Here is an 18,690-nt window from a genome sequence, read left to right on the forward strand (position 1 = left end):
GGGCCATGCGAATCAGCCTCAGCCGAGGGTCTCGTCCAGGGTCTTCTCCCACACCGCGAGGGCGTCGTCGATCTGGCCCTCGGCGACCACCAGCGCCGGGATGAAGCGGACGTGGTGGCCGTACATGCCGTTGGTCAGCAGGAGCAGGCCGTTCTCCGCGGCGGCCTTGTGGACTGCCGCCGCGGTGGCGCCGTCGGGTTCGCCGTCGGCGTCGGTGAACTCCACCGAGACCATCAGGCCCAGCCCGTGGATCTCCTGGACCTGGCTGTGCTTCTCGCCGATCTTCTCCAGTCCGGCCTTCAGCTGGGCGCCGCGGGCCGCCGAATTGGCCACCAGCTGCTCCTCCTCGATGACCTCGAGAGTGGCCAGCGCCGCCGCGCAGGCTACAGCGTTGGCGCCATAGGTTCCGCCCTGGGAACCCGGCCATGCCTTGGCCATGAGCTCCTCGGATGCGGCGATGCCGGAGATGGGGAAGCCGGAGGCGATCCCCTTGGCGAACATCTGGATATCCGGGCGCAGCCCGAAGTGATCCTGGCCCCAGAACGTGCCGGTGCGCCCGAAGCCGGTCTGCACCTCATCGACGATCAGCAGGATTCCGTGCTCATCGGCCTTCTTCCGCAGACCCTCGAAGAACCGCTTGTTTCCGGGGATGTAGCCGCCTTCGCCGAGGACCGGCTCCACCAGGAAGGCGGCGGTGTCGGCAGGATGCGACTGCGTCTGCAGCACCAGGTCCAGCTCCCGCAGGGCAAAGTCGGTGGCCTGCTCCTCATCGAAGCCATAGGCCCGGTAGTGCGCCGGGTTGGGGAACGGGGAGACTGCGACGCCGGACATCAGCGGACTGAAGCCCGCCTTGAACTTGGTGCCCGAGGTGGTCAGCGAGGCGGCCGCCACGGTGCGGCCGTGGAAGCCGCCCTGGAAGACCACGATGTTCGGCCGACCGGTGGCCTGGCGGGCCAGGCGCAGCGCGGCCTCGGCGGCCTCGGAGCCCGAGTTGGAGAAGAACAGCGAGTCCAGCCCCTCGGGCAGCAGCGCGGTGAGCTTCTCGCTCAGCGCCAGCAGCGGCTTATGCATGATCGTCGTGTATTGGCCGTGGATCAGGCTGCCCACCTGGGCCTGGGCGGCCTCGACCACGCGCGGGTGGCAGTGGCCGGTGCTGGTGACGCCGATCCCGGCGGTGAAGTCCAGGTGCTGTCCGCCGGCGTCGTCGTAGAGGTAGACGCCCTCGCCGTGGGTGGCGAGCACCGGTGTGGCCTGCTTCAGAACGGGGGAGAGATGAGACACCGTGACTCCTTCGGATCGATGAGGATTGTTGACAATCTTCTCTGGGGCTAGGCTACTGGGTGAGCATCCGAATGTCAGCCCAGGAGGCACAGCTATGACTCAGCAGATCACCCCCGCCCAGGAAGGCACGGTCATCGACCAGGCTCCCAAACAGCTGTTCATCGACGGCCAGTGGGTCGCAGCTGAGAGCGGACGGACGCTCGACGTCGTGGACCCCTCCACCGGACAGGTCCTCTGCCAGGTGGCCGACGCCGACGAGGCCGACGGATGGAAGGCGCTGAAGGCCGCCGAGAAGGCCCAGGCCGACTTCGCCGCGATGGCCCCGCGGGAGCGTTCGAACATCCTGATGCGCGCTCATCAGCTCATGCATGAGCGCAAGGACGACCTCGCCCTGCTGATGACGCTGGAGATGGGCAAGCCCCTGGCCGAGGCCTATGGTGAGGTCAACTACGCCGCAGAGTTCTTCCGGCACTTCGCCGAGGAGGCCACTCGCATCAACGGCGGCTACCAGGTGGCCCCCGGCGGCGGGCAGCGCTTCCTGATCCATAAGCAGCCCGTGGGTCCCTCGATCTTCATCACCCCGTGGAACTTCCCCCTGGCCATGGGCACCCGCAAGCTGGGCCCCGCACTGGCGGCCGGCTGCACCAGCGTGCTCAAGCCCGCCGAGCTCACCCCGCTGTCCATGCTGGCCCTGGCCGACATCCTCAAGGAGGCCGGCGTGCCGGACGGTGTGGTCAACATCCTGGTGACCTCCCAGTCCGGCCAGGTCATGGAACCGCTGATCCGCTCCGGGATCGCACGCAAGCTCTCCTTCACCGGTTCCACCGGCGTCGGGAAGAAGCTGCTGGAGCAGTGCTCGGAGCACGTCATGCGCACCTCGATGGAGCTGGGCGGCAACGCCGCGCTGGTGGTCTTCGAGGACGCTGACCTGGACAAGGCGGTCGAGGGCGCGCTGGCGGCCAAGATGCGCAACTCCGGTGAGGCCTGCACTGCCGCCAACCGGATCTTCGTCCAGCGCGGAGTGGCCGATGAGTTCGCTCGGCGCCTGGCCGAGACGATGGGGGAGTACCCCATGGGCCGTGGAGTCGACGACGGCGTCAAAGTCGGTCCGCTGATCAACGCAGGTCAGCGCGATAAGGTCCAGGACCTGGTGGAGGACGCCGTACGCTCCGGCGCCAAGGTTCTGCTGGGCGGCGAGCCGGCCGCCGGTGAGGGCTACTTCTATCCGCCCACTGTGCTGACCGAGATCCCGGAGCAGGCGCGGGTGCGCAAGGAGGAGATCTTCGGTCCGGTGGCACCTGTGGCTGCCTTCGACACCGAGGAGGAGGCCGTCACAGCGGTCAATGACACCGAATATGGTCTCTCGAACTACGTGTTCACCAATGACCTCAACCGCGCCATCCGCGTCTCCGAGGCGTTGGAGTCCGGCATGGTGGGCATCAACCTGGGCGTGGTCTCCAACCCGGCCGCACCCTTCGGCGGCATCAAGGAATCCGGGCTGGGTCGCGAGGGGGGCGACATCGGCATCGACGAGTTCCTGGAGACGAAGTACATCGGCATCGCGATGTGATCTCGCCTCCTCTCTCCGTTTGGTTGTCGCGCAGGTGTCGGAATGAGGCTGAAATCCTCGTTGTTCCGACACCTGCGCGACAACTGAACGGGTTCAGGTGAGGCCGGGCCTACTTTTCCTCCTCCTGCTCCACAGTGCTGATGGGCCCGGTGGCGGTGTCCCACCACTCGGTGAGGGCGGGATCCTCGGTGTCCAGCCAGGCGCCGGCGCCCTCACCCTTCGGGGATTCCTCCACAGCCAGGGTGAAGTCGTCGCCGTGCTGGCTGATGCCCGCGGCCACGCCCTGGCGCAGCGCCTCCTTCTCGAAGCGCCGTCGCAGGGTCATCGGGTCGCGGTTGAGCTCCTTGGCCCAGGCCACCATGATCAGCACCAGGATCAGCGCGAAGGGCAGTGCGCTGACCATCATCAGCGACTGCAGCTGGCCCAGCGCAGCCTCTCCGGTGGCGGTCAGCAGGACCGCGGCCACCGCCGCCATGCCCACACCCCAGACGGCGGTGTTCCACAGCTTCGGAGCCGGGGAGCCGCGCTCGGCGATCGAGGACATCACCACGGAGGCCGAGTCGCCGGAGGTGACGAAGAAGATGATGATCGAGATCATCACGATCACCGAGGTGACCATGGACAGCGGCAGCTGATCCAGCAGGTCGAAGAACATCGACTCCCCGGAGGCGGAGGCGCTCATGATTCCGGCCTCCCGCTCGTAGTGCAGGCTGGCTCCGCCGATGATGGTGAACCAGATCAGGCAGACGATGCTGGGCGCGATGATCACGGCCGCCACGAACTCGCGCAGCGTGCGGCCGCGGGAGATCTTCGCGATGAACAGGCCCACGAACGGGGTCCAGGAGACCCACCAGGCCCAATAGTAGATGGTCCATGTGGACATGAACTCAGCCGCGGGGGTGCCTGATGAGGTGTCGCCCATGGCCGCGTTCTGGCCCATCAGCGAGGGCAGGTCGGACAGGAAGCTCATACCCACGCCGGGGATCAGGTTCAGGATGACGATGGTGGGGCCGGCCAGCAGCACAAAGATGCCCAGTCCGCCGGCCAGGACCATGTTCACATTGGACAGTGCCCGGATGCCGCGCTTCAGCCCGGAGACCGCCGAGAGCACGAAGATCACACACAGGATGGCGATGATGCCGATGATCGCCGCATTGCCGAGTTCGCCGACTCCGCTGACGATCTGCAGGCCGGTGCCGATCTGCAGTGCGCCGATGCCCAGCGAGATCGCCGTCGAGAACAGGGTCACCAGGATGGCCAGGATGTCCACCGCAGTGCCCAGCGGCCCCTGGGTGCGTTTGCCGAAGATCGGCTCCAGCAGTGCGGACATCAGTGGCACGCGGCCCTTGCGGTAGGCGGCATAGGCCACCGCGCCGCCGACCAGCGCGTAGTAGGCGAAGGCCGGCGGGCCCCAGTGGAAGAGCGTCTGGCTGATCGCGGCATGGACCGCCGCCTGCTCGTCGTCGGCCAGGTCGGCGTAGATGGGCGGCAGGTCGCTGAAGTAGGTGAAGGGCTCCTGCGGGCCGTAGAAGATCAGACCGATGCCGATTCCTGCGGAGAAGAGCATCGCGATCCAGGAGACCGTGGAGAACTCGGGCTTCTCATCATCGGCGCCGAGCTTGATGTGGCGATGACGTCCCAGTCCCAGCCACAGCATGAAGCCGAAGACCACGATGGTCAGCACCACGAAGAACCAGCCGAGCTCATGGGTGGCGAAGCCCAGGGCCTCGCCGGAGGCCGTCTCCAGGCTCTCCGGGGCGAACATGCCCCACAGCACCACGCCCAGCACGCCGAGCGCGGCCACCACGAAGACCGGGATGTTCAGGCCGTAGCGTTTGGGAGTCTTGTCCACTCCGATCCCCGGCAGCAGCGCTGGGTGGTTGCTGCAGCGTCCCACCGGCAGGGTGGCGTGATCGATCAGCTTCCCCGGCCACGACGGGGCGGATGGTCATCAGGCATATTCACTTCACTTCCTCCGGGCACCGCGGTGCCCGCTCAGCAACTGGGGATCCCCTATGCTGACACGGTTCCTGATCGCTCTTCGTACGGGGAGGTAAAAGCGGTGTTACGTATGGAGCTCGAGGAGACCTTCAGCCGGCATCTGGACGCAGGCGGCATGGCCTTCTGCGTCTATCGGCAGGGCGAACCTCTGCTGCGGCTGGGCGGGTCAGGCCTCGAGCCCGATGATCTGACGGTCATCTTCTCCGGCACCAAGGGACTGCTGGCCGCCGCTGCCGCGCGGCTGATGGAGCGCGGGGACCTCGACGCCGACGCCCCGGTGGCCCAGTACTGGCCCGAATTCGCCCAGGCCGGTAAGGAACAGGCGCGAGTCCGGCACCTGCTGTCCCACACTGTCGGACTGCCCTATGTGGAGGACCCGCCGCCCGGCCGTTGGGGCCCGCTGGATTCGCTGGCCAATGCCCAGGCGCTTGCCGAACAGGCTTCGCTGTGGCCGGAGGGGGAGCGGGTGGCCTATCACCCGATCACCTACGGCTATCTGGTGGGCGAGCTGCTGCGCCGCATCACCGGCCGCACTCCCGGTGAGCTCATCCGGGAGCTGGCTGACGACGCCGCCCCGGGCAGTTCGGCTCAGGCCGGGTCTGCTCTCGACCTCTGGCTCGGTCTGCCCGAGGATCAGCACCACCGGATGAAGCCTGTGCTCCCGGCCCCCGACTATGCTCCCGGGGCCGATGTCCAGAACGAGGAGACTGTTCGGGCGCTGGATGCCATGTACGGGTCTACGGTGAAGGTGCCCGGCTTCTTCACCTCACGGGAGCTCTACCGCGCCGAGCTGGCCGGGGCCGGGGGGATCGCCTCTGCTGATGCTCTGGCCTGCTTCTACTCTCAGCTGATCAGCGCAGAGGTCGGCGTCGTGGGTGCTGAGACACTGAGCCGCGCCACTGAGGTCTGGGCGGAGGGCACTGACGCGCTGACCGGGTCGGAGCTGCGTTTCGGGCTGGGTTTCGAGCTCTATGACTGGGGCTTCGGGCATTCCGGGGCCGGCGGTGGACTCCACGGCGCGATCCCCGATGCCGGGATCGGTTTCAGCTTCCTGACCACACAGATGCTGCCCTCTGGGCGGGATGTCCGCGCCCAGGAGCTGGTGGAGACCCTGCGGCGCTCACTCTGAGGCGCCTCCTTTCTCCGTTCGGTTGTCGCGCAGGTGTCGCAATGAGGCTGAAATCCTCGTTATTCCGACACCTGAGCGACAACTGAACGGGTTGCCGCCTGCTGCAGCAGCTCCAGCAGGCGCTGTACAGCAGGGGAGCGGTCCATCCCCTCGCGGGTGCGCACTGCCAGCGTCCTCACAGGGGTCGGCTCGGCCAAGGGGCGGGCCTCTGTGCCGCTGACCAGTGGGGACACCGTCTGCCAGGACAGCTGCGGCATGACGGTGATCCCCGCCCCGGCCTGCACGCAGGCGGCGGCCGCGGCATAGTCCTGCGTCTCGATCCGGAAGTTCGGGGTCAGCCCGACGGCGGCGCAGGCCTGCAGCAGGATCTGTCGGTTGGGTCCGCGGGTGTAGTCGTTGTCCACCCAGACCTCCCCGCCCAGCTCAGCCAGCTCTACGGCGTCCTCTGAGTGCTCGGCGGCCAGCGGGTGGGCCTCCGGCAGCACCACCACATAGGGATCCTGCATGAGCTCCACTGTGCGGTATCCGGGGCGCTCCACCACTTCGGGGTGCTGGACGAAGATCTCGGCGTCGGGCTCCCATTCGGCGGACTGCTCCAGATCCCAGAGCCGCATGGTGATGCGCAGGTCAGGGAACTCGGCGGCGATGGTCCCGACGATGGCCGGCACCCAAGCCACCCCCACGGAGACGAAGTGGGAGATCAGTAGAGATCCGGAGCGGCCTTCCCGCAGGTCAGAGGCCAGCGCCTGGAGATCGCCGGCCTCCTGGAGCAGCCGCAGGGCACGTGCTGCGAACTGCCGGCCGGCCGCTGTGATCACCACGCCGCGTCCGCGCCGCTCCAGCAGTGTCAGTCCCGTCTCCCGCTGAAGGGTCTGCATCTGTTGGCTCACTGCGGCGCGCGTGATCCGCAGATTATCAGCTGCGGCACTGATGGATTCCTCGGCGACCACGGCGGCGAAGGTGCGCAGCCGCATGAGATCAGGGGTGCTGTCAGGCATGCCTCAACTGTAAACCATCGCTTGACAATGGCTATGCATCATTTGCTTGTGCTGGACGGTGCAACGCCGGAACGATGGATGCCGACATCCCTGCAGAACCTAGCGACGCTGAGGAGCACCCATGGCCAAGCCCACTATTCTGACCTGCGCCCTGACCGGCGCAGGCGACACTGCCGGCAAGTCCGAACATGTCCCCGTGACCCCGCAGGACATCGCCGATGACGCCATCGCAGCCGCCCGCGCCGGCGCCTCCGTGGTCCACATCCACGTCCGCGACCCCGAGACCACTCAAGGCTCCCGCGAGACTCCCCTCTACGAGGAGGTCGTGCGCCTGATCGACGCCTCAGACGTGGACCCAGTCATCAACCTGACTGCCGGCATGGGCGGCGACCTCACCCTGGACCCCTCCAGCCCCAGGGAGAGCCTCGGCCGCGTCGACGGCACCGATCTGGTCTCCGGTCTGGAGCGGCTCAAGCATGTGGAGGCCATTCGCCCGGAGATCTGCACCCTGGACTGTGGCACCCTGAACTTCGGTGACGGCAGCCAGATCTACGTGGGCACCCCGGATATGGTCCGCGAGGGCGCTGCACGCATCAAGGAGCTCGGCGTGAAGCCTGAGCTGGAGCTCTTCGACACGGGCAACCTGTGGTTCGCCAATGTCTTACAGCAGGAGGGCCTGCTGGCCGCGCCCCCGATGTACCAGCTCTGCATGGGCATCCCCTACGGCGCCCCGGCCGATCCGGGCCTGCTCAACGCCATGGTCAACATGGTCCCCGAGGGCACCGAGTGGACCAGCTTCGCCATCGGCCGCAACCAGCTCCCCTGGGTGGCCCAGTCCGTGCTGCTCGGCGGTCACGCCCGTGTGGGTCTGGAGGACAACCTCTACCTGCGCAAGGGCGTGAAGGCCACCAACGCCCAGCTCACCGCAGAGGCCGTGAAGATCATCGACTCCCTGGGCAAGCAGGTCGCCACCCCGGATGAGGCCCGCGAGATCCTCGGCATCGAGAGCACCCGCCCGCAGGGTGCCGGAGCGGCCGCATGACCGCCGCGCAGCACATGGTCCCGCCTGAGGAGATCACCACCGTCGCCTGCGCCGGCGCAGGCACCATCGGCGGCGGCTGGGCCGCCTACTTCCTGGCCCGCGGCTTCCGTGTGAAGGTCTGGGATCCCGACGCCGACGCCGCACCTCGGCTGCGCCGTCTGGTCGACGCGGCCTGGCCCGCTCTGACCGAGCTGGGACTGGCCGACGGCGCCTCCCGCGAGAAGCTCAGCGTGCACACCGATATGGCTGAGGCGCTGGAGGGTGCCCAGTTCATCCAGGAGTCGGCTCCGGAGAAGCTGGAGCTGAAGCAGGATCTGTTGGCGGCCCTGGATGCGGAGGCCGCAGCCGGCGTCGTCGTCGGTTCCTCCACCTCCGGGTACTCCATGACAGATATGGCGCAGAAGGTGCAGAATCCCGACCGTTTTGTGGTGGGGCATCCCTTCAACCCGCCGTACCTGATTCCGCTGGTGGAGGTGGTGGGCGGTGAGCACACCGATCCGCAGGTCACCGCCTGGGCGGCGCAGTTCTACGAGCACATCGGCAAATCTGTGATCACCATGGACCGGGAGGTGCCCGGATTCATCGCCAACCGGCTGCAGGAGGCGCTCTGGCGCGAGGCCCTGCACATGGTGGACAACGGCGAGGCCACTGTGGAGCAGATCGACCGCTCCATCACCGATGGCCCCGGGCTGCGCTGGCCCTTCCAGGGGCCCATGCTGACCTTTCACCTGGCCGGGGGAGAGGGTGGTATGGCCCATATGCTCGACCACTTCGGGCCTTCGCTGAAGTCGCCCTGGACCCGCCTGGATGCGCCCGAGCTGACCGGTCAGCTGCGCGATTCGGTGGTCAGCGGCTGCGCCGAGGAGGATGCCCGTCCGGTCTCCGAGCTGGTGGCCGAGCGCGACCGCGGCATCATCGCACTGCGCCGGATGATCGAGCAGATGCGCGCTGTGGATCCGATCGCCGCCGCCCCGGCCTCGCAGGGTGAGGGCGTGCAGGACCAGCACCAGGAGGAGGCCGCATGAGCGCCGCTGAGGGGTTGCCCGCCTACAGCACTGAGATCGCCGAGGAGTGGATCGACTACAACGGCCATCTCTCCGAGGCCTTCTATGTGCTGATCTTCGGCTGTGCCACGGATCAGGCCATGGAGGTCCTGGGGATGGGCCCCGAGTATCGCGAGCGGGCCGGCGCCTCGCTGTACACGGTGGAGGCCCATGTCCGGTATCTGCAGGAGGTTCCGCGCGGGGCCTCGGTGCAGGTGCGCACTGTCATCGCGGGCTCGGCGGAGAAGAAGCTGCACCTGGCCCACGAGATGTACCGGGTGGAGTCTGAGGCTGCTGAGGAGGGCTCCGGCGAGCTGGTCGCCACGGAGGAGATCCTGGGTGTCCACGTGGGCGGCGACCCCGCCGGCGCTCAGCCCTTCCCCGCAGAGGTGGCCGAGCTGATCGCCCAGCACAGCGGTCAGGATGCCCCGGCCTGGACGGGCCGCGCCATCCGCCCGGTGGCCTGACTCGTCACCCTCCCAACCCCGTTCAGTTGTCGCGCAGGTGTCGGAAAGAAGCCGAAATCCGCACTATTCCGACACCTGCGCGACAACCAGACGGTTCATGAGTGAGGCGCCGTCCCGCTGAGCTGTCAGCGAACAGCTGCACCCGTCGGGGCGTTCATTCCCGCCAGTGATGGAAGTGCCCACGCCCCCGCATCCCCACGACGCCGGCCCCGAGCCCATCGCAGCAGCTTCCGCATCCACGCGCGCCCCACCCCAGAAATCGCCCCACTCACCACCGCGGGAATGATCCCGAGGCCACTGCTGTTGGACCCCATGCAGCAAAGTTGAGCGTGACTGACTCAACTCAGTTTGACACCCGATTCAACCGGGTGAACACTTGAGTCCAGTTCGCTCAACAGAGCGTCAGCCAAGCCTTATGGAGCTCTCTGAAAGGAGTCCGCACATGTCCCGTGCAGTAGGTATCGACCTCGGAACCACCAACTCTGTGGTCACCGTCCTCGAAGGCGGCGAGCCCACCGTCATCGCCAACGCCGAGGGTGCCCGCACCACCCCGTCCGTCGTCGGCTTCTCCAAGTCCGGCGAGGTCCTCGTCGGTGAGGTCGCGCGCCGTCAGGCCGTGTCCAACCCGGACCGCACCTACGCCTCGGTCAAGCGCCACATGGGCACCGACTGGACCACGGAGGTGGACGAGAAGAAGTACACCCCGCAGGAGATCTCTGCCCGCACCCTGATGAAGCTCAAGCACGACGCCGAGTCCTACCTGGGCGAGGACGTCACCGAGGCTGTCATCACCGTGCCCGCCTACTTCAACGACGCCGAGCGCCAGGCCACCAAGGAGGCCGGCGAGATCGCAGGCCTGAAGGTCTCCCGCATCGTCAACGAGCCCACTGCCGCTGCTCTGGCCTACGGCCTGGACAAAGGCAGGGAGGACGAGCTCATCCTCGTCTTCGACCTCGGCGGCGGCACCTTCGACGTCTCCCTGCTGGAGGTCGGCAAGGACGAGGACGACTTCTCCACCATCCAGGTCCGCTCCACCGCAGGCGACAACCGCCTGGGCGGCGACGACTGGGACCAGCGGATCATCGACTGGCTGGTCGAGCAGGTCAAGCAGAAGGAGGGCGTGGACCTCTCCAAGGACAAGATCGCCGTCCCGCGTCTGAAGGAAGAGGCTGAGCGCGCCAAGAAGGAGCTCTCCTCCGCCTCCAGCGCCACCATCAACATCCCCTACGCCACCCAGAGCGACGGCGTCCCGGTGCACGTCAATGAGACCCTGTCCCGCGCCAAGTTCGAAGACATGACCTCGGACCTGCTGGACCGCACCAAGAAGCCGTTCAACGACGTCATCGGTGAGGCCGGCGTGAAGATCTCCGAGATCGACCACGTGATCCTCGTGGGCGGCTCCACCCGTATGCCCGCGGTGGCCGATCTGGTCAAGCAGCTCTCCGGCAAGGAGGCCAACAAGTCCGTGAACCCGGACGAGGTCGTCGCCGTCGGTGCGGCTCTGCAGGCCGGCGTGTTGGCCGGTGAGCGCAAGGACGTGCTGCTCATCGACGTCACCCCGCTGTCCCTGGGCATCGAGACCAAGGGCGGTGTGATGACCAAGCTGATCGAGCGCAACACTGCGATCCCGACCAAGCGCTCCGAGGTGTTCTCCACCGCGGAGGACAACCAGCCCTCGGTGGCCGTCCAGGTCTTCCAGGGTGAGCGTGAGTTCACCCGCGACAACAAGGCGCTGGGCACCTTCGAGCTGACCGGCATCGCACCGGCTCCGCGCGGTGTGCCGCAGATCGAGGTCACCTTCGACATCGACGCCAACGGCATCGTCCACGTCTCCGCCAAGGACAAGGGCACCGGCACCGAGCAGTCCATGACCATCACCGGCGGCACCTCCCTGGACAAGGAGGACATCGACCGTATGGTGGCCGACGCCGAGCAGCACGCCGAAGAGGACAAGAAGCGCCGCGAGGCCGCTGAGAAGCGCAACGCCGCAGAGGCCAGCGCCTACTCCGTGGACAAGCTGCTCAAGGACAACGATGAGAAGCTGCCCGAGGAGGTCAAGACCGAGGTCCAGGCCGACGTCGACGCTCTGAAGCAGGCTCTGGAGGGCACCGAGAACGACGAGGAGGTCGACGCAGCATTCGAGAAGCTGCAGGCATCCCAGGTCAAGATCGGTGAGCACCTCTACGCCCAGGGCGGCGCCGAAGGTGCCGAGGGCGCCCCGGCAGGCGATGCTCCGGCCGAAGACGAGGACATCGTCGACGCCGAGGTCGTCGACGAGGACGAGAACTCCGAGACCAAGTAAGGGGGCCTGACTCATGTCAGACCAGAACCCGAACACCCCGGATGACCGGGACCGGACTGAGCAGGACCCGACCGTTGAGGGCACGGGCCCGGAGAGCTCGGCGCCGGAGGGCATGGAGCCTGAGTCCCAGGACGTCCACGGCACCGATCCGGAGGCACCGGCAGAAGACCCCGCCGACGACGCCGCAGTCGCAGCCGAGGAGCCCGAGGTCGCCTCGGCCGATGAGGATGCCGACGCAGTGGTGAGCGCTGCCGAGGAGATCCTCGGCGCCGCCGGCCAGGAGGCCGACGCCGTCGTCGAGGAGGTGCCCGAAGGTGAGGTGGCCGCTGAGGCGGCCTCCGACCGGGAGGCCGAGCTGCAGGCAGACCTGCAGCGTCTCCAGGCGGAGTACGTCAACTACCGGCGTCGCGTGGACCGGGACCGTGCCACAGAGAAGGAGCGCACCATCGGCCAGGTCATCACTGAGCTGATGCCGGTGCTCGACGACATCTCCGCGGCACGCCAGGCCGGCGACCTCGAGGACGGGCCCTTCGCCCACATCGCCAACCGTCTCGAGACCGTCCTGCAGCAGCAGGGCCTCGAGCGGATCGATGAGGTCGGCGTCGCCTTCGACCCGACCATCCACGAGGCGATCATGCAGCAGCCGCATGAGGAGATCGAGGCCGATCACGTAGCCGTGGTGCTGCGTTCGGGCTACCGTCACGGGGAGCGCCTGCTGCGCGCCGCCCAGGTGATGGTCTCCAGCGGTCCGGCAGAGTGATCGCGTGATCTGAGCAGGGGTCTCGGCCCTCATGAGACCGGATGACCGGTCATGAGGGCCGAAACCCCGCTCGGATCCCACAGACACAGACTTCACGAAGGAGGGAGGCGCTCCAGTGGCCTCACAGGATTGGGTCGAGAAGGACTTCTACGCCATTCTGGGCGTCTCCAAGGACGCCTCCGAGGAAGAGATCAAGAAGGCGTACCGCAAGCTCGCCCGCCAGTACCACCCGGATAAGAACCCCGGTGACGAGGCGGCCGAGCAGAAGTTCAAGGACGTCTCCGAAGCCAACACTGTGCTCTCCGATCCGGAGCAGCGTGAACAGTACGACGCCATCCGAGCTATGGGCTCGGGCGCCCGCTTCTCCGGCAGCCCCGCAGGCGGAGGCGGAGGCGGCGGCTTCGAAGACCTCTTCGGGAACCTCTTCGGCGGCGGAGCCCCGGGCACCGGCGGCGGCCGCTTCGGAGGAGGCCCCGACTTCGCAGACCTGTTCGGCGGGATGGGCGGCCGCTTCGGCGGCGGAGCCCCCGCCAAGGGTGCTGACCGCACCGCCAAGACCACCATCTCCTTCTCCGGCGCCGTCCGCGGGACCACTGTGGGTCTGCGCGAGCAGAACGGCAGCGTCATCGATGTGCGCATCCCCGCCGGAGTCAAGGACGGCCAGAAGGTCCGGGTCAAGGGCAAGGGCCAGCAGGGTCCCGGCGGTGCCGGCGATCTGTTGGTGGAGGTCAGCATCAGCCCGCACCGCTTCTTCGAGCGCGACGGCGACACCATCCGCGTGCACCTGCCCGTCTCCTTCGACGAGGCGGCCCTGGGCACCACGGTGGAGGTCCCCACCGTCCACGGCGAGAAGGTCAAGATCAAGGTCCCGGCCGGCAGCGGCTCCGGCAAGGTGCTGCGCCTGAAGGGCCACGGGATCCGCCGGAAGAACAGCCAGGGCGACATGCTCGTCGTCGTGGACGTCCAGGTCCCCAAGGACCTGCCGGAGGAGGCGTTGGAGGCCGTCCGGGCCTATGCTGAGGCTACTCGCAGCATCGACCCCCGGGAGGGACTCGAGGAGAAGGCCGCAGTCTAGAAGACAGTCGCTTCACGCGGGAGAATAGGGGCTGAAGGAGGCACAGATGGCGGAGGACCCCCGGATGTCGGAGCCGGAGCAGCGGCATTTCCCGCTGTTCGTGATCTCCGTGGCCGCCGAGCTGGCTGATATGCACCCCCAGACCCTGCGCCAGTACGACCGCATGGGCCTGGTCATCCCGCGCCGTCAGGGTGGACGCCACCGGCGCTATTCTCCCTATGACGTGGACCAGCTGCGCCAGATCCAGCAGCTCTCCCAGGAGGGCGTCTCCCTAGAGGGGATCCGTCGGATCCTGCAGCTGCAGAACCGCGTGGAGGAGCTGGAGGAGACGGTGGACGAGCTGCGCTACGAGCTGCGCGAGGCCGAGCGCCACTCCACCAAGCCGCGCGTCTTCGCCGTCGGGCCCCACGGTGATGTGGTCACTGTGGCCCGTGGCCGCAGGCCCCGTCCGCGCACTCAGGCCATGGTCCTGTGGCGGGACCGCTGACATCTTCTGCTGCATGTCCCCGGTGTGATCCATACTGGGGGCATGCGTTTCTCCAGCTCACGTTCAGCTCCCGTTCTGGGTGTTGCGGCGCTCCTGGTCCTGTCCGGCTGCTCCGAGGATGCGGCCGATCTCATCGACCAGGACGCGGCGGCTCTGGCCGATGCCCTGACCTCCGGTGACTTCGGCGGCGTCGAGATGCGCAGCGGCGGCGTGGCGGAGCTGGTGGACGGCGTCGAGAACCTCCGTGGTCCCCTGGATGACCTGAGCCCTGAGATCACTGTGGGTGAGATCGAGCTGGACGAGCCGGAGGAGGAGTCTCCTCAGCCGCCCACTGCGGATGTCCAGCTGCACCACAGCTGGGATCTGGAGCCCCTGGGCGTGGAGGACGAGGCCTGGGAGTACGAGACTGCGGCCACCTTCATCTACAGCGAGGACGCCGAGTCCTGGCAGCTCGACGCCGGCACCGAGGTCATCTACCCCAGCTACGGCGGGTATGAGACTGTGGGGCTGAACACGGTGGCCGCCGAGCGCGGCCGCATCATGGACGACGCCGGCACCGCCATGGTCTATGAGCGCGATGTGCTGCGGATCGGCATCGATAAGACCCAGCTGGGCGAGGGCACCCCGGATGAGGACACCCAGCGCGCGGCCGCCGAGGAGCTGGCCGAGCTGGTGGGAATCGACGCTGAGGAGTATGCCGAGTCGGTGCTCGCCCACGGCGATGAGGCCTTCGTGGAGGCCATCGTCCACCGCCGCGACTCCGACGCCGTCACTGCCGCCGAGCTGGAGGCCATCCCCGGCGCAGTGGCCCATGAGGACCAGATGCCGCTGGCCGAGTCCTCCGACTTCGCCCCGCTGCTGCTGGGCCGGGTGGGTCCGGTCACTGCAGACCACCTGGAGGAGGACCCCACGCTGTTGGCCGGTGACATGGTCGGCATGGGCGGGCTGCAGTCGGTTCATGATGAGCGGCTGCGCGGCGCCCCGGGGATCAGCATCGAGATGGACGGCCAAGAGGTCTTCTCCCTGGACGCCGAGGCCGGCGAGGATCTGGAGACCAGCCTGGACCCGCGGATGCAGGACCTGGCCCAGGAGCTCGTGGACGATCAGGACGTCACCGCCTCCCTGGTGGCCGTCCGGCCCTCCGACGGCGGGATCTTGGCCTCGGCCAGCCACAACCCCGACGGCGGCCAGGTGGAGCACGCCACCCAGTCCACCTATGCGCCCGGCTCCACGTTCAAGGTGGTCTCGGCCCTGGCCATGCTGCGCGACGGCCTGACCCCGGACTCCCAGGTCAGCTGCCCGAACAGCACTGTGGTCCACGGCCAGGAATTCGGCAATGTGCCGGGCTACCCGAGCGAATACGTGGGCACTCTGCCCTTCCGTGATGCGGTGGCTGCCTCCTGCAACACCCTCTTCGCCGCCGCCTATGATGACGTCACCTCCGAGGAGGTGGCCCAGGCGGCCCTGGACCTGGGCCTGGACAATGATATGGGCATCGGCGTTCCCGCCATCAAGGGCTCGGTCCCGGATGACAGCGAGGGCAATCTTCACGCGGCCAACCTCTTCGGTCAGGGTGAGGTGGAGGCCTCGGTGCTGGGTATGGCGACAGTGGCCGCCTCCATCGGCGCCGGCCAGACGGTCCACCCGCATCTGGCAGTCCCGGATGAGCCCCGCGAGGGCGAGGGCCTGAGCGAGGAGGAGGGTGAGGACCTGCTGACCCTGATGACCGATACGGTCTCCTTCGGCACGCTGGAGAGCATGGAGGAGGTGCCCGGAGAGCATGTCTACGCCAAGACCGGCACCGCAGAAGCCGGCGACGGCGACGACACCTACGCCCACACCTGGGTGATCGCCGTCCAGGGAGACCTGGCCGTGGCGATCTTCCTGGAGGAGGGTGAGTTCGGCGGCTCCACCAACGGACCGCTGCTGCATGAGTTCCTCAGCGGCGCACACGATATCCTTGGCTCCTGATGACTGAACCTGCCAAGCGTCCCCTGCGCCACCCTTTCTCCTTCGTCCGCCGCAGCAACCGGCTCAAGCCCAGCTACCAGCGCGCCTGGGATGCCGCGTTGGGCCACGAGCTGCTCGACATCCCGCACGGTGATCACGACACCTCGGTGGCCGATGGGTTCAGCATCGACTGGGAGGCCGAGTTCGGCCGCACGGCCCCGCTGATCCTGGAGATCGGCTCCGGCTCCGGCGAGGCGGTGGCCCATGCCGCGGCCGACAACCCGGAGAACGACTTCATCGCCGTGGAGGTCTACCGTCCCGGTGCCGCCCAGCTGGCCAGCCGGCTGCGCCGCGAGGGGCTGACCAATGTGCGCGTGGCCGTGGCCAACGCCCCGGAGGTCTTGGACAAGCTCATCTCGGCAGGCGCCCTGGCCGAGCTGTGGATCTTCTTCCCAGACCCGTGGCATAAGAAGAAGCACAATAAGCGCCGCCTGGTCCAGGAGGAGTTCATCGAGCGCGCCGCCCGCGTCCTGCCCGAGGGTGGCATCTGGCGTCTGGCCACCGACTGGTCCTCCTATGCGGTGCAGATGCGCGAGCTGATCTCCGCCTCCGAGCACTTCGTGAACCCCCACGCGGGGGAAGGGGCCGGGGAGGGGTCCCCGCTGACCGAGGTCCGGTTGGGAGACCTCGACGCCGCCAGTCTGGGCAAGGAGACCGCTCCACTGCCGCTGGAGGAGGCACTGGACCACGACGGCGGATGGGCACCTCGGTTCGCCGGACGCACCCTCACCGGCTTCGAGGCCAAAGCGCTGAACGTGGGACGGAAGATCTTCGATCTGACCTTCGTCCGCAGCTCCTCCTGAGGGCTGCTGCTCAGACGGCGAGGCGGTAGCCGCGTTTGACCACTGTCTTGACCATCTCCGGGTCGGGCAGGGAGCGCCTCAGCCGTGACACCCACATCTCCAGGGCGTGCTCGGAGCCGCAGTGCGGCAGCACGGTCAGCAGATGATTGCGGGAGAGAACTGCACCCTGGGCCTTGACGAGCACGCGCATCAGTGCCAGCGGGCCGGGGGCCAGGCGGATCGGCTCCTGATGGGGCTCCGGCAGGCGCACCTCATTGCCCACGATCTCCAGCTCTCCGGAGCGCGTGCGCATACTGAGCGAGTAGTCGTCGTCGGCGACCTCAGGTGCAGTCTCTGTCATCGCTCACGTGCACCCCGTTCCATCATCGTTCCTTCTCAGATCCATTCCGCTCGGTCCATCACCACTGTGAGACCAGCGTAGGAGAGCGGCGTTTCCCTGCTTTGTCGCCTGTGTAAAGCAGGTATGTCGAAAATTTCTCAGCGGAAAGTTCGCAGCTCGGGTTGCATCGGCAAAACCTTTATGATTACTATTGCAACGTAAGCAAATTGCTTCCGCGAAGCCGGGAGTGACCGTGCGGAGCGAAAGGGAAGAGTCATGGACCGCATCACCGCTGAGACTGACCAGACCATCACCGACCAGACTGTTGAGCTGAAGCGCGCAGAAAAGGCGCAGGGTCGCCGTCGTCGGGCGTCTGCCCGACTGGGCGCCGGAATGGCGGCCTTCGCGCTGACCAGCACCTTCGGCGTCGCCGGCGCCCATGCCTCCTCTCCGGAGGCCGTGGGATCCGGCTTCAGCCAGGAGGACTACCTGGAGATGCTTAAGGAGCTGGCTGAGCGGCTGGAGGGAATCGAAGGCTTCGAGGACATCGAGGATGCCTTCGACGCGGGGGATGAGGACGATGAGGATCCCCTGAATGACGAGGATGACGACGAGGATCCGCTGGATGAGGGCGAGGGTGACGACGCCGACTCCGGTTCCGAGGGCGATTTCGCGGGCCCTCTGGGCGCGTCGGTGCTCACCGAGGTGGCTCTGACCGAGGACGAGCTGCCCACCGGCTGGGAGTTCGAGGAGGAGCCGCAGGTCGCCTTTGATCAGCACAGTGACGCCAGCTTCTATAAGAACTTCAATCTGGACATGAGTGCCGCCTCTCAGGAGTGCAATGACGCCATCGAGGCTGTGGATGACATTGAGGAGGACGCACAGTCGGCGGTGGAGTACACCGCGGAGGCGCAGGGCCAGACGGCCTACACCATGCTGGTGAGCACCCCTGAGGAACACGACTTCTTCGACGGCTACTACGAGGACGTCGTGGACGAGTGCGGCACTGTCACCGAGGGGCCGGGCATCGAGATCGAGTACGAGCTGATCGATGGCGGCAACGGCGTGCAGATGCGGTACCAGGACGGCGATGTCGACGGGTACTTCTACATGGCCGGCCAGAGCTTCGGCAACAACCACGTGATGGTTATCGGGGAGTCCTTCGAGGAGCCCGAGGACATCGACGAGATCCTCGCCGATCAGATCGATCTGATGGAGGAGGAGGTCAGCTGAGCGACGGCCGCTGACGCACAGACCCACCTGGTGGGAACGGAAGCCTGAGGGTCCGGTCGAGTTCACACTCCCGGGCCCTCAGTGCTGCCTTCTTGCCGTTCAGTTGTCGCGCAGGTGTCGGAAAGGGCCCGAAAATGCGCCTATTCCGACACCTGCGCGCCAACCAAACG

General features: G+C 67.2%; 16 protein-coding genes. 12 read left to right on the plus strand and 4 right to left on the minus strand.

Going from position 1 to position 18,690, the window contains the following annotated elements; translation table 11 throughout:
- Positions 1-18 precede the first annotated feature (18 nt).
- Entirely contained in the window at positions 19-1,281 is a 1,263-nt protein-coding gene (locus IEW85_RS10280; protein WP_188685372.1) for an aspartate aminotransferase family protein, read from the minus strand.
- Positions 1,282-1,375: 94 nt separating this feature from the next.
- Between IEW85_RS10280 and IEW85_RS10285 the strand changes: the two genes are divergently transcribed.
- Positions 1,376-2,851 carry an NAD-dependent succinate-semialdehyde dehydrogenase gene (locus IEW85_RS10285; protein WP_229658954.1) on the plus strand — a complete coding sequence of 492 codons (1,476 nt, stop codon included), beginning with the start codon at positions 1,376-1,378 and terminating at the stop codon, positions 2,849-2,851.
- A 109-nt stretch (positions 2,852-2,960) separates the two neighbouring features.
- Here the strand turns inward: IEW85_RS10285 and IEW85_RS10290 are convergent, their stop codons facing one another.
- On the minus strand, positions 2,961-4,748 hold the full coding sequence (locus IEW85_RS10290; protein WP_229658955.1) for a BCCT family transporter: 1,788 nt from the start codon (positions 4,746-4,748) through the stop codon (positions 2,961-2,963).
- Between the two features lie 174 nt (positions 4,749-4,922).
- Here IEW85_RS10290 and IEW85_RS10295 point away from each other — a divergent pair, with 174 nt between their 5' ends.
- Positions 4,923-5,981 (plus strand): serine hydrolase domain-containing protein, encoded by a 1,059-nt coding sequence (locus IEW85_RS10295; RefSeq protein WP_188685497.1) that lies wholly within the window; start codon positions 4,923-4,925, stop codon positions 5,979-5,981.
- Positions 5,982-6,040: 59 nt separating this feature from the next.
- Here the strand turns inward: IEW85_RS10295 and IEW85_RS10300 are convergent, their stop codons facing one another.
- A complete protein-coding gene (locus IEW85_RS10300) occupies positions 6,041-6,979 on the minus strand; it encodes a LysR family transcriptional regulator (RefSeq protein WP_188685374.1) in 939 nt (312 codons plus the stop codon).
- 121 nt (positions 6,980-7,100) lie between these two features.
- Here IEW85_RS10300 and IEW85_RS10305 point away from each other — a divergent pair, with 121 nt between their 5' ends.
- The 9 genes from IEW85_RS10305 to trmB all read left to right on the plus strand — a co-directional run bounded on the left by IEW85_RS10305 (position 7,101) and on the right by trmB (position 16,968).
- Positions 7,101-8,021, plus strand: coding sequence for a beta-keto acid cleavage family enzyme (locus tag IEW85_RS10305; protein WP_188685376.1), 921 nt, complete (start codon positions 7,101-7,103; stop codon positions 8,019-8,021).
- A complete protein-coding gene (locus tag IEW85_RS10310) occupies positions 8,018-9,046 on the plus strand; it encodes a 3-hydroxyacyl-CoA dehydrogenase NAD-binding domain-containing protein (protein WP_229658956.1) in 1,029 nt (342 codons plus the stop codon). The genes IEW85_RS10305 and IEW85_RS10310 overlap by 4 nt, the downstream gene beginning before the upstream one ends.
- Entirely contained in the window at positions 9,043-9,531 is a 489-nt protein-coding gene (locus IEW85_RS10315) for a thioesterase family protein (protein WP_188685378.1), read from the plus strand. Before IEW85_RS10310 ends, IEW85_RS10315 begins: the two co-directional genes overlap by 4 nt.
- Before the next feature lie 442 nt (positions 9,532-9,973).
- The gene (gene dnaK, locus IEW85_RS10320) at positions 9,974-11,833 is read left to right on the plus strand and encodes a molecular chaperone DnaK (RefSeq protein ID WP_188685380.1); all 1,860 of its coding nucleotides are present in this window, start codon (positions 9,974-9,976) and stop codon (positions 11,831-11,833) included.
- 13 nt (positions 11,834-11,846) lie between these two features.
- Positions 11,847-12,593 carry a nucleotide exchange factor GrpE gene (locus IEW85_RS10325; RefSeq protein ID WP_188685383.1) on the plus strand — a complete coding sequence of 249 codons (747 nt, stop codon included), beginning with the start codon at positions 11,847-11,849 and terminating at the stop codon, positions 12,591-12,593.
- A gap of 115 nt (positions 12,594-12,708) precedes the next feature.
- The gene (locus IEW85_RS10330) at positions 12,709-13,668 is read left to right on the plus strand and encodes a DnaJ C-terminal domain-containing protein (RefSeq protein ID WP_188685384.1); all 960 of its coding nucleotides are present in this window, start codon (positions 12,709-12,711) and stop codon (positions 13,666-13,668) included.
- A gap of 46 nt (positions 13,669-13,714) precedes the next feature.
- On the plus strand, positions 13,715-14,155 hold the full coding sequence (locus tag IEW85_RS10335; RefSeq protein WP_229658957.1) for a heat shock protein transcriptional repressor HspR: 441 nt from the start codon (positions 13,715-13,717) through the stop codon (positions 14,153-14,155).
- Positions 14,156-14,197: 42 nt separating this feature from the next.
- Positions 14,198-16,126, plus strand: a complete 1,929-nt coding sequence (locus IEW85_RS10340; protein ID WP_188685386.1) for a penicillin-binding transpeptidase domain-containing protein — start codon at positions 14,198-14,200, stop codon at positions 16,124-16,126.
- Positions 16,126-16,968: a tRNA (guanosine(46)-N7)-methyltransferase TrmB gene (gene trmB / locus IEW85_RS10345; RefSeq protein ID WP_188685388.1), complete on the plus strand. Its 843-nt coding sequence runs from the start codon at positions 16,126-16,128 to the stop codon at positions 16,966-16,968. The genes IEW85_RS10340 and trmB overlap by 1 nt, the downstream gene beginning before the upstream one ends.
- Positions 16,969-16,978: 10 nt before the next feature.
- Here the strand turns inward: trmB and IEW85_RS10350 are convergent, their stop codons facing one another.
- Complete coding sequence (locus IEW85_RS10350; protein ID WP_188685390.1) at positions 16,979-17,308, minus strand: winged helix-turn-helix domain-containing protein; 330 nt, start codon at positions 17,306-17,308, stop codon at positions 16,979-16,981.
- A 255-nt stretch (positions 17,309-17,563) separates the two neighbouring features.
- On the opposite strand from IEW85_RS10350, the gene IEW85_RS10355 reads away from it, so the two are divergent.
- A complete protein-coding gene (locus IEW85_RS10355) occupies positions 17,564-18,520 on the plus strand; it encodes a hypothetical protein (RefSeq protein WP_188685392.1) in 957 nt (318 codons plus the stop codon).
- The last annotated feature ends 170 nt before the right edge of the window (positions 18,521-18,690 follow it).

Origin of the sequence: Nesterenkonia cremea (assembly GCF_014642675.1) — a bacterium.
Classification (GTDB): Bacteria; Actinomycetota; Actinomycetes; order Actinomycetales; family Micrococcaceae; genus Nesterenkonia; species Nesterenkonia cremea.

Coding starts and splice junctions, on each gene's coding strand:
- IEW85_RS10285 (WP_229658954.1), top strand. CDS start 1,376: ATGACTCAGCAGATCACCCCCGCCCAGGAAGGCACGGTCATCGACCAG.
- IEW85_RS10295 (WP_188685497.1), top strand. CDS start 4,923: ATGGAGCTCGAGGAGACCTTCAGCCGGCATCTGGACGCAGGCGGCATG.
- IEW85_RS10300 (WP_188685374.1), bottom strand. CDS start 6,979: ATGCCTGACAGCACCCCTGATCTCATGCGGCTGCGCACCTTCGCCGCC.
- IEW85_RS10305 (WP_188685376.1), top strand. CDS start 7,101: ATGGCCAAGCCCACTATTCTGACCTGCGCCCTGACCGGCGCAGGCGAC.
- IEW85_RS10310 (WP_229658956.1), top strand. CDS start 8,018: ATGACCGCCGCGCAGCACATGGTCCCGCCTGAGGAGATCACCACCGTC.
- IEW85_RS10315 (WP_188685378.1), top strand. CDS start 9,043: ATGAGCGCCGCTGAGGGGTTGCCCGCCTACAGCACTGAGATCGCCGAG.
- dnaK (WP_188685380.1), top strand. CDS start 9,974: ATGTCCCGTGCAGTAGGTATCGACCTCGGAACCACCAACTCTGTGGTC.
- IEW85_RS10325 (WP_188685383.1), top strand. CDS start 11,847: ATGTCAGACCAGAACCCGAACACCCCGGATGACCGGGACCGGACTGAG.
- IEW85_RS10335 (WP_229658957.1), top strand. CDS start 13,715: ATGGCGGAGGACCCCCGGATGTCGGAGCCGGAGCAGCGGCATTTCCCG.
- IEW85_RS10340 (WP_188685386.1), top strand. CDS start 14,198: ATGCGTTTCTCCAGCTCACGTTCAGCTCCCGTTCTGGGTGTTGCGGCG.
- trmB (WP_188685388.1), top strand. CDS start 16,126: ATGACTGAACCTGCCAAGCGTCCCCTGCGCCACCCTTTCTCCTTCGTC.
- IEW85_RS10350 (WP_188685390.1), bottom strand. CDS start 17,308: ATGACAGAGACTGCACCTGAGGTCGCCGACGACGACTACTCGCTCAGT.
- IEW85_RS10355 (WP_188685392.1), top strand. CDS start 17,564: ATGGACCGCATCACCGCTGAGACTGACCAGACCATCACCGACCAGACT.